The sequence below is a fragment of the Pseudomonas sp. KUIN-1 genome (assembly GCF_009176725.1).
Lineage (GTDB): Bacteria > Pseudomonadota > Gammaproteobacteria > Pseudomonadales > Pseudomonadaceae > Aquipseudomonas > Aquipseudomonas fragariae.
On sequence record NZ_AP020337.1, the window covers coordinates 1,254,046 to 1,268,021 of the forward strand.

Annotated in this window: 10 protein-coding genes; 2 read left to right on the plus strand and 8 right to left on the minus strand. The window is 60.1% G+C overall.

Annotation, left to right across the window (positions count from 1 at the left end):
* Positions 1-282 precede the first annotated feature (282 nt).
* Together lptF and lptG are read left to right on the plus strand one after the other, a co-directional pair.
* Positions 283-1,410 carry an LPS export ABC transporter permease LptF gene (lptF, locus tag KUIN1_RS06040; RefSeq protein WP_003316899.1) on the plus strand — a complete coding sequence of 376 codons (1,128 nt, stop codon included), beginning with the start codon at positions 283-285 and terminating at the stop codon, positions 1,408-1,410.
* Positions 1,397-2,458: an LPS export ABC transporter permease LptG gene (gene lptG / locus KUIN1_RS06045; RefSeq protein ID WP_004406700.1), complete on the plus strand. Its 1,062-nt coding sequence runs from the start codon at positions 1,397-1,399 to the stop codon at positions 2,456-2,458. The genes lptF and lptG overlap by 14 nt, the downstream gene beginning before the upstream one ends.
* Before the next feature lie 128 nt (positions 2,459-2,586).
* Here lptG and KUIN1_RS06050 read toward each other — a convergent pair whose 3' ends face one another.
* From KUIN1_RS06050 to KUIN1_RS06085, 8 genes are all read right to left on the minus strand, one after another.
* Positions 2,587-2,799: a cold-shock protein gene (locus KUIN1_RS06050; RefSeq protein WP_003365337.1), complete on the minus strand. Its 213-nt coding sequence runs from the start codon at positions 2,797-2,799 to the stop codon at positions 2,587-2,589.
* A 411-nt stretch (positions 2,800-3,210) separates the two neighbouring features.
* Entirely contained in the window at positions 3,211-4,335 is a 1,125-nt protein-coding gene (gene gcvT / locus KUIN1_RS06055; RefSeq protein WP_104683772.1) for a glycine cleavage system aminomethyltransferase GcvT, read from the minus strand.
* 81 nt (positions 4,336-4,416) lie between these two features.
* On the minus strand, positions 4,417-7,281 hold the full coding sequence (gene gcvP / locus KUIN1_RS06060) for an aminomethyl-transferring glycine dehydrogenase (RefSeq protein WP_032656281.1): 2,865 nt from the start codon (positions 7,279-7,281) through the stop codon (positions 4,417-4,419).
* Between the two features lie 10 nt (positions 7,282-7,291).
* The gene (gene gcvH, locus KUIN1_RS06065; RefSeq protein WP_032656283.1) at positions 7,292-7,675 is read right to left on the minus strand and encodes a glycine cleavage system protein GcvH; all 384 of its coding nucleotides are present in this window, start codon (positions 7,673-7,675) and stop codon (positions 7,292-7,294) included.
* A gap of 325 nt (positions 7,676-8,000) precedes the next feature.
* Positions 8,001-10,118 carry a putative bifunctional diguanylate cyclase/phosphodiesterase gene (locus KUIN1_RS06070; protein WP_054092515.1) on the minus strand — a complete coding sequence of 706 codons (2,118 nt, stop codon included), beginning with the start codon at positions 10,116-10,118 and terminating at the stop codon, positions 8,001-8,003.
* Positions 10,119-10,127: 9 nt separating this feature from the next.
* Positions 10,128-10,517, minus strand: coding sequence for a response regulator (locus KUIN1_RS06075; protein WP_004406684.1), 390 nt, complete (start codon positions 10,515-10,517; stop codon positions 10,128-10,130).
* Positions 10,502-12,232, minus strand: a complete 1,731-nt coding sequence (locus KUIN1_RS06080; protein ID WP_011266825.1) for a PAS domain-containing sensor histidine kinase — start codon at positions 12,230-12,232, stop codon at positions 10,502-10,504. Before KUIN1_RS06080 ends, KUIN1_RS06075 begins: the two co-directional genes overlap by 16 nt.
* A 170-nt stretch (positions 12,233-12,402) precedes the next feature.
* Entirely contained in the window at positions 12,403-13,911 is a 1,509-nt protein-coding gene (locus KUIN1_RS06085) for a sigma-54-dependent transcriptional regulator (protein ID WP_058822476.1), read from the minus strand.
* Positions 13,912-13,976: the final 65 nt, after the last annotated feature.

A 13,976-nucleotide genomic window follows, 5' to 3' on the forward strand; every position in this document is an offset into this window, starting at 1 on the left:
AATGTCGTACGCAGCATGGCCCGAGTGTTTTCAGGGGCGATGCCTGCGCTAAGCCTTGCAGTTTGACCCCGCTGCACGACTGCTGACAACCCCGCAGAGCTGCCTGTCTGGCGTCTATGTGAGAACTATCCCCGGTGCGCAGTGACAGAAACACACAATCACAGGATAATGCCGCATATTTTTTGAGGCCCACGCCTTTTGTCGGCGTGAAGCTCTGGTTGCCGTGGCTCACAAATTTTCCCTGTTTGGCTGCCTGAGCCTGACAACTCTGGAGTGTCTGGTTTGATTGTCTTCCGTTATCTGTCCCGAGAAGTGCTGCTTACCTTGAGTGCGGTCAGCGCCGTACTGCTGGTGTTCATCATGAGCGGGCGCTTCATCAAGTACCTGGCGCAGGCCGCGTCCGGTGCGCTCGATCCTGGCGTACTGTTCCTGATCATGGGCTTCCGCCTGCCGGGCTTTCTGCAGGTTATCCTGCCGCTGGGCCTGTTCCTCGGCATCCTCATGGCGTACGGACGGCTGTACCTGGAAAGCGAGATGACCGTGCTGGCCGCAACCGGCATGAGTCAGCAGCGCCTGCTGGCTATCACCATGGGGCCGGCCACGCTGGTGGGTCTGCTGGTCGCCTGGCTGAGCTTCAGCCTGGCTCCACAGGGTGCCACACAATTTTCGCTGCTGATCAATCAGCAGGACGCCATGACCGAGTTCGACACGCTGGTGCCGGGCCGTTTTCAGGCGCTGCGTGACGGTACGCGTATCACCTACACCAAGGAGCTGTCGGAAGACCGCTCGCAACTGGCCGGCGTGTTCATCTCGGAAAAGCGCATGTCCAGCGACAAGAGCAAGGACAACGGCATCACCGTGCTGGTCGCGGAGAAGGGCCACCAGGAGGTACGGCCCAATGGCAGTCGCTTTCTGATCCTCGAGAACGGCTATCGCTATGACGGCAATCCGGGGGCTGCCGACTACCGCGTGATCAAGTACGACACCTACGGGGCGATGCTGCCCAAGCCGGAAATCAGTGAGGAAATCACCGACCGTGAAGCCATTCCGACCAGCGAGCTGATCGGCAACCCGGCACCGCGTTCCGTGGCCGAGCTGCAGTGGCGTATTTCGCTGCCGCTGTCGGTGTTCATCGTGACCTTGATGGCCATCCCGCTGTCGCGGGTCAATCCGCGTCAGGGCCGTTACCTGAAACTGCTGCCGGCGATCCTTCTGTATATGTCTTACCTGGCCATTCTGATTTCTGTGCGCAGTTCGCTGGAGAAAGGCAAGCTGCCGCTCAGCCTGGGGATGTGGTGGGTGCATGCCATCTACCTGTCCATCGGCCTGCTGTTGTTCTATTGGGAGCCTCTGCGCCTGAAGATGGCGAGTCGTCGCAGCGTCACGGAGGTGACTCGTGGTCAAGCTTGATCGATACATTGGCAAAAGCGTCCTGCTGGCGATTCTCGCGGTTCTGGGCATCATTCTGGGGCTGGTCTCGCTGTTCGCGTTCATCGACGAGATGGGCGATATCAGCGACACCTACACACTGGCGGATGCGCTCAGCTACGTCATGCTGACGGCGCCACGTCGCGTCTACGACACCTTGCCGATGGCCGCCCTGATCGGTTGCCTGATCGGTCTGGGTACGCTGGCCAGCAGCAGTGAGCTGACCATCATGCGTGCGGCGGGCGTGTCCATCGGGCGCATCGTCTGGGCGGTCATGAAGCCCATGCTGGTGCTGATGATCGCAGGCGTGCTGGTCGGCGAGTACGTGGCCCCCTATGCCGAGAACCAGGCTCAGGCCGCGCGCTCGCTGGCCCAGGGCTCAGGTGATGCGCAGAGTGCCCGTCATGGTCTGTGGCACCGCCAGGGTGATGAATTCATCCACATCAACACGGTTCAGCCCAATGGCCTGATGCTCGGTGTGACACGTTATCGTTTCGACGACCAGCGCCACATGCAGACCTCCAGCTTTGCCAAAGAAGCCAACTTCAAGACCGATTACTGGGAATTGAAGGACGTCACCACCACGCACTTCAATGACGGCCGCACCGAGGTCATCAACACCCCGGTCGAGCGTTGGGACGTGGCGTTGAGCCCGCAACTGCTGAGCACGGTAATCATGCCGCCCGAGTCGCTGTCCATCAGCGGCCTCTGGAGCTACGCGCATTACCTGGCTGATCAGGGCTTGAGCAATGGCCGCTACTGGCTGGCGTTCTGGACCAAAGTCCTGCAACCGGCGGTGACCGTCGCGCTGGTGTTGATGGCGATCTCGTTCATCTTCGGCCCGCTGCGCTCGGTTACGCTTGGGCAGCGCGTGTTCACCGGTGTAGTGGTGGGCTTTACCTTCCGCATCATTCAGGACCTGCTCGGCCCATCGAGTCTGCTGTTCGGTTTCCCGCCGTTGCTGGCGGTGCTGCTGCCAGCTGCCGCCTGTGCGCTGGCCGGAGTACTTCTGTTACGCCGAGCCGGATAATGCATCAGCCGGACTGAAAAAGCCGACCCCTGGGTCGGCTTTTTTATGGGCGCTTGCTAATCCCGCATGCAAAAAAGCCTCTGGCATCGCTGCCAGAGGCTTTCTTGTAAATGCGTGGTGCGTCGTTCTCAGCCTTCGGCTTGAACTTCGTCAGCCTGCATGCCTTTCTGGCCCTGAACTGCAACGAAGGTAACTTTCTGGCCTTCTTTCAGGCTCTTGAAGCCGTTACCCTGAATAGCGCGGAAGTGTACGAACAGATCCGGCCCGCTCTCAGGAGTGATAAAACCAAAACCTTTTTCGTCGTTGAACCACTTGACGGTACCGCTCTGACGTTCAGCCATTTTCTTATTTCCTTGACGCTTGACTTGAATTGGTTACAGCCTCTTTCGCATGAAAGAGCACTGGGGCTGGTTGCAGGAAGTAAGAAACGTAGAACGGGTTGTAGCAAACCTAGAGCTACTGCCCAGGTCCAGATTCGGCGACCCATGCAAACACAGTCCGGAAACTCTACGCCAACTCTCGTTGCAAATACAACCCCCTTGCCTGGCTCCCTGTTTTCGGGGCTTTGGCCTTATACCTGCAGGGTTTGCATCGCGTGCACGGTGTTTGATCCGTCATAACATTTTGCACTTTATAGGTGCATTTTTTGCATATATGACAGGCTGTTCATGCGGCTGAAATACTCACGAAACACTGCAGGGGAACAGTGCCCCAGCAACACCGAAGTGTTGCTGTTTTTTTGACGCCGCTATTTAGCCGCGGAAGTAACGTTGCGCAACGAAAGGCATTTTTGCGACGAGCATCGGTACTTTCTTGCCGCGCACCATTGCCCAGACAGGTGTATTCAGCGTTGTGTAATCGTTATGCAGATAACCCATTGCCAGTGGGCCAGCCAGCGAAGGGCCAAAACCGCCGCTGCATACCGTGCCGATAACCGCGCCCTGTTCATCGACGATCTCGGTACCTTCGCGCACGGGCGTGCGCTCCTGCGGAAGCAGGCCGACTCGCTTCTTGCTGACACCGCTCTGTTGCTGGGCAAAGATGCGCTCGGCTCCCGGGAAGCCGCCTGCACGCGCACCGTCGGCGCGACGCACTTTGGAAATCGCCCATAGCAGACTGGCCTCGATCGGCGAGGTCTGCGTGTCCATATCATGGCCGTACAGGCACAAACCGGCTTCCAGTCGCAGCGAATCACGTGCGCCCAGGCCAATAGGCGCCACTTCCGGTTCTTCCAGCAGGCGGCGTGCCAGGGCTTCAGCCTGTTCGGCAGGCACCGAAATTTCATAGCCGTCTTCGCCGGTATAGCCCGAGCGACTGACATAGCATTTGACGCCCAGCAGCGTGACGCTGGTGAACTGCATGAAGGTCATTTTGGCGACTTCCGGGGCGAGGCGTGCCAGTACGGTCACAGCGGCCGGCCCTTGCAGCGCGAGCAGGGCGCGTTCTTCAAACAGTGGTTCGATCTTGCAATGCCCGGCCAGGTGCCTGCACAAGTGCGCCAGGTCCTGATCCTTGCAGGCCGCATTGACCACCAGCATCAACTGGTCGTTACCGAGATTGGCAACCATCAGGTCATCGAGAATGCCGCCGTTCTCGTCGGTGAACATCGCGTAACGCTGCATGCCGACCGGCAGGTCAATGATGTCTACCGGCACCAGGGCTTCCAGCGCCTTGGCGGCGTCTGCACCGGTGAGGCGAATCTGGCCCATGTGCGAGACATCGAACAGACCGGCCTGAGCGCGGGTGTGCAGGTGCTCTTTCATTACGCCCGCCGGGTATTGAACAGGCATGTCGTAACCGGCGAAGGGCACCATCTTCGCGCCGAGTTCGCGGTGCAGGGCGTGCAGGGGAGTGGTCAGCAGTGATTCTGTGGACATGTTCGATTCCTTGTTGAGCGGGTCATACCGGTGGCACTGCCTGTGCGTGCAGCGCAATCAGGCAGTGCCAGGCAGCGGCTGTCACGCTTCCTGATAGTTCTCGATGGACGGGCAGGCGCAGACCAGGTTGCGGTCGCCGAAGACGTTGTCGACACGACCGACCGGAGGCCAGTACTTGTTCTCGATCAGTGAATCGACCGGGTACACCGCCTGTTCGCGGCTGTAAGGATGGCTCCACTGGCCGACGATTTCGGCAGCGGTGTGCGGCGCGTTTTTCAGCGGGTTGTCATCCTTGTCCAGGGTGCCGTTTTCAACTGCGCGGATTTCTTCGCGGATCTTGATCATGGCATCGCAGAAGCGGTCCAGTTCTTCTCGGGATTCACTCTCGGTCGGCTCGATCATCAGTGTTCCGGCGACCGGGAACGACATGGTCGGGGCATGGAAGCCGAAGTCGATCAGGCGCTTGGCCACGTCGTCGACGCTGATGCCGCTGCTGTCCTTGATCGGGCGCAGGTCGAGAATGCACTCGTGCGCGACCAGGCCGTTGCTGCCGGTGTAGAGCACCGGGTAATGCTCCTCCAGACGGCGCGAGATGTAGTTGGCGTTGAGAATCGCCAGTTGCGAAGCGCGCTTGAGGCCTTCACCGCCCATCATGCGGATGTACATCCAGGTAATGGGCAGAATGCTGGCGCTGCCGAACGGTGCCGCGCAGACCGCGCCTTCCTTGCGCTCCATGCGGGCATGACCGGGCATGAACGGGGCGAGATGGGATTTCACGCCGATCGGGCCAACGCCCGGGCCGCCACCGCCGTGGGGGATGCAGAAAGTCTTGTGCAGGTTGAGGTGCGACACGTCGCCGCCGAACTTGCCCGGTGCGCACAGGCCAACCATGGCGTTCATGTTTGCGCCATCGATATAGACCTGGCCACCGTTGTCATGAACGATGCCGCAGATTTCGCGAATGCCTTCTTCGAACACGCCGTGGGTCGACGGGTAGGTGATCATGATCGCCGCAAGCTGGTCGCGATGCTGAACGGCCTTGGCGCGCAGGTCTTCGATGTCGACGTTGCCACGTGCATCACAGGCGGTCACCACGACGCGCATACCGGCCATGTTGGCAGTCGCCGGGTTGGTACCGTGCGCCGAGGAAGGGATCAGGCAGATGTCGCGATGTTCGTCGCCACGGCTCTGGTGATAGGCGCGGATCGCCAGCAGCCCGGCGTATTCGCCCTGCGAGCCGGCGTTCGGTTGCAGCGAGATCGCGTCGTAACCGGTTGCGGCACAGAGCATGGCCTCCAGCTCATCGGTCAGTTGCTGGTAGCCGGCGCTTTGCTCGGCCGGAGCAAACGGGTGCAGGTTGCCGAATTCGGCCCAGGTCACCGGGATCATTTCGCTGGCGGCGTTGAGCTTCATGGTGCACGAGCCCAGCGGAATCATGGTGCGATCCAGCGCCAGGTCCTTGTCGGCCAGCTTGCGCAGGTAGCGCATCAGCTCGGTTTCCGAGTGATAGCGGTTGAACACCGGGTGGCTGAGGATCGCTGACTGACGCAACAGCCCGGCCGGCAGGCGTGACTGCACGCTGTCTGCCAGCGCGGCGAAGTCCGGCAGGCTCTGGCCGTCGCTGGCAAAGATTGCCCACAGCGTTTCGACGGCCGACTGCGAGGTGGTCTCGTCCAGTGACAGACCCAGACGCTGGTCATCGATTTCGCGCAGATTGATGTGCCTGGCGCGTGCGGCGGCATGCAGTGCAGCGGTTCTGTCGCCGGTGTGCAGGGTCAGGCTGTCGAAGAAAAATGCCTGCTCGGCCTTCAGGCCCAGCGCGCTCAAGCCTTCGGCAAGAATCGCGGTCAGCTGGTGAACACGATTGGCGATCTGTGTCAGTCCGCGTGGACCATGGTAGACGGCGTACATGCTGGCGATGTTGGCCAGCAGCACCTGTGCGGTGCAGATGTTGCTGGTGGCCTTTTCGCGACGAATATGCTGTTCGCGGGTCTGCATGGCCAGGCGCAAGGCCTGCTTGCCGTGACGGTCCACCGACACGCCGACCAGACGGCCCGGCATGTCACGTTTGAACGCATCGCGGGTCGAGAAGTAGGCCGCATGCGGGCCACCGAAGCCCAGTGGCACACCGAAGCGTTGCGCGCTACCAATCGCCACGTCAGCGCCGAATTCGCCTGGCGGGGTCAGCAGGGTGAGGGCCAGCAGGTCGGCAGCCACGGCGACCAGTGCGTTGGCCGCGTGGAAGCGTTCGACCAGTTCGCGGTAATCGAACACGTCGCCATTGCTGGCCGGATATTGCAGCAGTGCGCCGAAGTAATCGCCGACATCGCCCAGCTCGTGCTCATCGGCCACGACCACGGTAATGCCCAACGGCTCGGCGCGGGTACGCAATACATCCAGGGTCTGCGGGTGGCAGTGGCTGGACGCGAAAAACTGTTGGCTGGCCTTGTTTTTGCTCAAGCGTTTGCAAAAGGTCATTGCCTCGGCGGCGGCGGTGGCTTCGTCGAGCAGAGAGGCGTTGGCAATCGGCAGGCCGGTGAGGTCGCTGATCAGTGTCTGGAAATTGAGCAATGACTCCAGGCGGCCCTGGGAAATCTCTGGCTGGTAAGGCGTGTAAGCGGTGTACCAGGCCGGGTTTTCCAACAGGTTGCGCAGAATCGGTGCTGGCGTGTGGGTGTTGTAGTAACCCTGGCCGATGTAGGTCTTGAACAGCTGATTCTTGCTGGCGATGGCCTTGATGGACGCCAGCGCATCGGCTTCGCTCTGCCCGGCAGGCAGGTTCAGAACGCTGGTGCCCTTGATGCTTTCCGGGATAACGCTTTCGCTCAGCGCTTCGATGGAATCGAAACCCAGTGTTTGCAGCATGGCCAGCTCGTCAGCCGCGCGCGGGCCAATGTGACGGGCAATGAATTCGTTGGCAGTGGTCAGTTCGATACGGTCAGTCATGGCGTGCTCCTCAGGCTTCGGCGTTGGCTTTGATCAGGCGGTCGTAGGCGTCCTGATCCAGCAAGCCGTGAATGGCGTTGGCGTCTTGTGGAACGAAGCGAAAGAACCAGCCCGCACCGAGGGCATCTTCATTGACCAGCTCCGGCGTGGCATCGAGGGCGGAATTGACCTCGACGACGTCACCGTCCAGCGGCATGTTGATGCTGCTGGCGGCCTTCACCGATTCCACCACCGACACTTCAGCGTGTTGAGTGTAGGCCTGTAAATCCGGGAGCTGCACGAAGACCACATCGCCCAGCGATTCCTGTGCGTAGGGCGTAATGCCGACCGTCACGCTGCCGTCGGTTTCGGCACGCAGCCATTCATGGTCAACGGTGAATCGCAAATCGCTCATACAAACTCCTCGGAGAACAGGGCTCGCGCAGCACGCGAACAATATGAGCCATGACCTAGCAATTTAGCGGCCATGTTTTATTTTTCTTTTTAAATCAATGGTTTGTATGTTATTTGGCTACGCTTGACGATATCGGGTGTAGCGAAAACGCTACGGTCGTCAGGTATTTGAAAATACCTGACTGATCAAGGCCTTGATGCGTGGGGAGTGAGCTGTTTTGGAGCGAAATCGTTACGTTGGAGCGTTTTCGTTACGATCGGGCCGGCATGATTGCACCCGGCTACCAATGGCTATCACCCGGAACCCGTCGCTAGCGCGTCGGCAGTTACCCGACGCGGCTTGCCGGTGAGCACAAAAACGCTTCGAGCTCTTCAAGCGGCAGTGGCTTGCTGATCAGATAGCCCTGAATTTGATCGCAATGGTTTTCGCGCAGGAACGCCAGTTGCTCTGGGGTTTCAACCCCTTCGGCGATCACCTGCAGGTCGAGGCTGTGAGCCAGCTCGATGATGGCTCTGGCGATGGCCGCGTCCTGTGGGTTGCTGGTCACCTCGCGAATGAATGCGATGTCGATTTTCAGCTTGTCGATAGGGAAGCGGCGCAGGTACGCCAGGCTTGAATAGCCGGTGCCGAAGTCGTCGATGGAAATACTCACGCGGTTGGCTCGCAGTGCTCCCAGGGTGGCGATGGTGTGTGCGGTATTTTCCATCAACGAACTTTCTGTCAGCTCGACCTCAAGCCACTGCGGCGCAACATTGTGTTTTTCGAGGGCCTGACGGATGTCGGCAACCAGGCTGCTGCTGGAAATCTGTTGCCCGGAGATGTTGACCGCGACCTGAAAAGAGCCCAACCCGGAGCGTTGCCAGCGCGCAATCTGGGCGCAGACGCTGTCGACCACCCAGTTGCCGACTTCACCGATCAGGCCGAGGCTTTCCAGTACGGGGACAAATACGGCAGGCGAAACGCCTGGATGACCAGGGCGTGGCCAGCGCAACAGCGCCTCAAGTCCGCAGATACGGTCGTTGTTCAGGTCCAGCTTGGGTTGGTAGACGATTTCGAAGGCCTGGTTGCGCACCGCTTCGCGCAGCGCGGCCTCAAGGTCCAGACGGGCCGAAACGTCGGCGTTCATCTGCGGCGTATAGAACCGGTAGTTGTCCGGGCCGATCTTTCGAGCGCTGTTCATGGCGGTGTAGGCATGTCTGATCAGCTCGCGCGAGTCTTCGCCATCCTCCGGGTACAGGGCAATGCCGATGCTGGCGGTCATGACCAGGCTCTGGCCTTCTATGCGGAAGGGCGCTCGCAATGCGTTGCGGATGCGTTCGAGCGTTTGCCGGGTATCCGCCTGGCCGGGACGAAGCATCAGAATCAGGGCGAACTGATCGCCGTCCACGCGGCCGAGGGTGTCGCTGGCATTCAGGCAGTTCGACAGTCGGCGGCTGACTTCCAGCAGCACCTCATCGCCCAGCACATGCCCCCAGGTTTCGTTGATGTTCTTGAAACCGTCGATATTGACTGTCAATGCCGCCAGCTTCCAGCGACTGATGGCCGCCTGGGTCATGCCCATTTGCAGGCTGGTAAAAAACAGATCCCGGTTGGGCAGGCCGGTCAGCGTGTCGTAGTGGGCCATGGTCAGCAGGCGCTGGTCGCTTTCCTTGCGCCGGGTGATGTCGCGCACGATGCCGACGATGACCCAGTCCTCGCCGGTTCGGTAGGCCTGGCGATGGATTTCGACCTCGACATCCCGGCCGCTCTTGTCGCGAATCTGGGTTTCCAGCGGTTCGCTGGGGCCTTTGCCGGCGATGATCTGGTCATACACGACCTCAAGCTGCTCCATGGACGTCTCGCCCAGTTCCGCAGGTGTCTTGTGCGACAGCTCCTCGGCGGTGTAGCCCAGCAACTGGCAGGCCCGGCGGTTGAATTCGATCAGGCTCATGGTGTTGCGGTTGATCAGGAAGATCGCGTCTTCGGAGGCGTCCATTACCGTGCGAAAACGCTCGAGATCGATGGTGCGCTGCTGCAACTGATCTTCGAGGATCAGGCTGTGGCTCTTCAGGTAGTCGCCGAACGCCTTGAGACGCAGCAGGTTACGCACGCGCAGCCACAGTTCGGCGCTGTCCACAGGCTTGTTGAGGTATTCCTCGGCCCCCGCTTCCAGCCCTGAAAGACGGGAACTCTGGTCGTCGAGTGCCGAGAGCATGATGATCGGTATATTGGCGGTGCCCTTTTCGGCCTTGAGCTGGCTGGCGACTTCATAGCCGTCCATGCCCGGCATCATGATGTCCAGCAGGATCAGGTCGGGTGCCTGTCGTTTGACCATGGCCAGCGCCAGCTCGCCTGATTCCGCCGTCAATGTCCGGTAACCCTGGTTCTGCAAGAGAACCTCCAGCAGGTCCCGGACATGGACGTCGTCATCGATAATCAGGATGGTCGCGGCGCTCTCGGTCATATCGAATGCTCAGGTAATGGGCTGTTGAGGCAGATTTTTTTCCAGCAGGGTGTCGATGACCCGGTACAGCTCCTTGTAGCGCAACGGCTTGATGACATAAGCGTTGCAGCCCGCCAGGCGGATCTTCTCCTTGTCTTCCTTCATGGCCATCGCGGTCAGTGCGACCACCGGGATCGCGGCGGTGCCGGCGTCTTTCTTCAACAGCGCTGTGGCGGTCAGGCCGTCCATTTCCGGCAGATGGATGTCCATCAGGATCAGGTCGGGCTGACGTTCGCGAGCCAGTTTCAGGCCGGTTTCGGCATCGACGGCCGACAGCACAGTGTGCCCGGCGCTGGTCAGCAATAGCTCTGCCAGACGCATGTTCGCCGCATTGTCTTCAATGATCAGGATCTGGGCCATCGCGCCTCCGCTGATTCAGGTGAGCGGATGGGCAGCCAGACCACGAAGCGTGCGCCGAGGTCCTTCACGCTGGCGACCGCGACGCAGCCGCCATGAAGTTCGGTCAGTTGCTTGACCATCGCAAGACCCAGTCCGGTGCCTTCGAATTTGCGTGCCAGGCCGCTGTCGATCTGGCTGAACGCCTTGAACAGCTTGTTCATGTCGCTTTGGGCGATGCCGATTCCGGTGTCGCTGACACTCAGTTCCAGAAACTGCTCACAGTCACCGGACGCAAGCGCAAACCCGTAGGTCGGCCAGTCGCCATCGATAAGACCTGCCTGGGAAGCCGGCACCAGTCGCACCGCCAGCGTCACCCAGCCACCGGGCTCGCTGAATTTCACGGCGTTGGCCAGCAGGTTGTAGACGATCTGCTTGGTCTTGCGTCGATCGAGCTCAAGCTCACCGAATTCGGCCTCTGTTTCCAGTTTCAGCTGAATGTGTTGCAGGGCGGCTTGCTCACGCACGATCAGCAGGCTGTTGCTCAGCAGTTCGTCCAGATCGACCGACTCGAGCTCCAGCGTCATCATGCCGGCCTCGACCTTGGACAGGTCAAGGATGTCGTTGATCAGCGACAGCAGGTGCTGGCCGCTGTTGAAGATATCGCCGATGTAGCGTCGCTGGGCATCGGTCATGTCGCCGACCATGCCGTCCCTGAGTGCCTCGGAGAAACCGATCACGGCGTTGAGCGGGGTGCGCAGCTCGTGCGACATGGTGGCAAGAAACTCGGACTTCATGTGGCTGGCGTGTTCCAGCTCGATATTCTTTTCTTCCAGCGTTCGCTCGAAACGCTTGCGCTCGGTCACGTCACGGGCTGCGGCGAAGACCCCCTTGAGCTTGCGGTCACGGTCATGAAAGGTCGCGGCGTTGTAGGACACCACGGTTTCAGTGCCGTCGTAGGCGCGCACGGTGAGTTCGTAGTCACTGACCTTGTGCTCGCTGAGCACGCGCTTGATGGCGGCATCGGCACTCGCCGGGTCGGTGAAGAAGTTCTTGCAGGGCGCGCCGATCAATTCGTCGCGGGTGCGCCCGGTCAGCGCCATCATCTGCTTGTTGACGTCGGAAATGATGCCTTGCGGGTCGGTCATCATCAGCGCATCGATGTTCGATTCGATCAGCGAACGGGTATAGAACTGTTGGTCCCGCAAGCGCTGATCGAGCAAGGCCTGAGCTTCTTCCTCCTGCTTGCGCGCGGTGTTGTCGGTGCCGATCAGCAGATAACCGATGATGGTTTCGGCGCTGTCGCGCAGTGACGTGACCGAGACCATGGCCGACAGGCGGCTGCCATCCTTGCGGATGTAGGTCAGTTCGTAGATGTCTTCGATGCCGCGCGAAGCCTTGAATACCAGGGCTTCGAAACCCGGCGTGATGGGCGTGTTGAGTTCATGGCTGAGGGCCGCCGCGCGGATGATGAGCTCGGCGGGGTCGGAGATGTCCGCAGGTGTGATCTTGTCGACCACGTCTTCGGAGTGATAGCCGAGCATCCGTTCGGCGCCGACATTGAATATCTGGATAACGCCGTGCTCATCGGTTGCGATGCTGGAGAAGTAGGCGCTGTTGAAAATTGCGTCCTGCAGCGCGCCGGTCTTGAGAAGGATTTTCTGACGGCGAGATTCGACGATTTTTTCAGCGCGAGACTGAGCGTCGACAAGCGGGCGGTCCACTGGCGAGGTTGGCATATGACTTCCCGGTACTACCTGACCTTTTTGCCATTACGGCCGTAATCACACTACGGACATCCATTCAAATGGATGATAAGAGGTTCATGGACGATACCAGATCGTTATCGGCAAACTAGTTATTAAATGAATCCTTTCGGAATATATTTTCGATGAGCGACTTCAATCGACTAACGCTTGCCAGGAATTCCATATTTTCGCAGGCGATGAGCGATGGCGGTGTGCGAAGTATGCAGGCGATTGGCCAGTTGGCGGGTGGAAGGGTAATCCGCGTAAAGCTTTTCCAGCAGATTCCGCTCGAAGGCTTCGACGGCATTTTCGAGGCTGTCGATCGGGCTGTCGTTCTGGCGCGCCACTGCGGTGCCGGCGATATCCAGGTCGCCTATATCCACTTGAGTGTGTTCGCAGATGGCAGCTGCGCGAAAAATCACATTCTGTAATTGCCGCACATTGCCTGGCCAGCGGTTGCCGAGCAGTGCAGGGTAGGTGCCGGGTGCAAGTCTGCAGACCGGGCGCTGAATCTGTGCGCATGCCTGCTCCATGAAGTATCGGGCCAGCAGCAGAATGTCCTGACCGCGCTCGCGCAACGGTGGAACCTCAAGATTGAGGACATTAAGGCGGTAGAACAGGTCTTCACGGAAGGTGCCTTCGCTGACCATCTTTTCCAGATCGCGGTGGGTGGCGCTGAGAATGCGCACATTGACCCGTACTTCGCGATCGCCACCGACGCGCCGGAAGCTGCCATCGTTGAGAAAACGCAGCAGTTTGGCCTGCAGATAGGGTGACATTTCGCCGATTTCATCGAGAAATACGCTGCCCTGGTTGGCCAGCTCCATCAATCCCGGTTTGCCGCCACGCTGTGCCCCGGTAAACGCTCCCGGGGCGTAGCCGAACAGTTCGCTTTCGGCGAGGTTCTCCGGCAACGCCGCGCAGTTGAGGGCCAGAAACGGTTCGCCGTGGCGTGCGCTGCTGGCGTGACAGGCCCGGGCGACCAACTCTTTGCCGGTGCCGGTTTCGCCCTGAATCAGCAGCGGTGCGTCCAGCGCCGCCACCCGTTGCGCGCGTGCCTTGAGAGTGCGGATGGCGGCCGAGTCGCCGAGCAGAGCGTCGAAACCTTCGGCGTGATCATGGTGCAATGCCGACAGGCGTTCGCCGATTCGGCTGGGCAGGTACAGGGTAATCAGCGCACCGGCCTCGGTGATCGGCGTGGCATCCAGCAGCAGTGCTTCACCATTGAGGGTGATCTCGCGCAGCGGCAGGCGAAAGCCGTTTTCCAGCAACGCGGCGTGCAGACTGGGGTCACTGAACAGCTCACCGATCGATTCACCCGCTGGCTCCCTGCCGATCAGTGCAATGAGTGCCGGGTTGGCCAGCAGCACGTGCCCGGCGCTGTCCAGTGCCAGCACCGGATCGGTCATGGCGGCGAGCAACGCGTCCAGCTGCAAGTGGCGACGCTGACCCGGAAGGATGTCGACCACGGTGATCGCTTCCACACCACGGACCCGAAACAGCGCGTCCTTGAGCTCTTCGAGCATTTGATGGCTGAGCGTCGGCGCATCGATGTACACGTTGGGCGGTACCATCTCCACCGCGTCCAGATTCAGATTGCGTCCACCCAGAATCGCCAGCACTTCCTGGGTGATACCGACGCGGTCGATGAAGCTGACATGGATGCGCATGAGGCGTTGACGGTTCGCGAATGAGAAGGCGGCAAGTATGCCTTGTGGCGGCCGGTTTGGTGAAA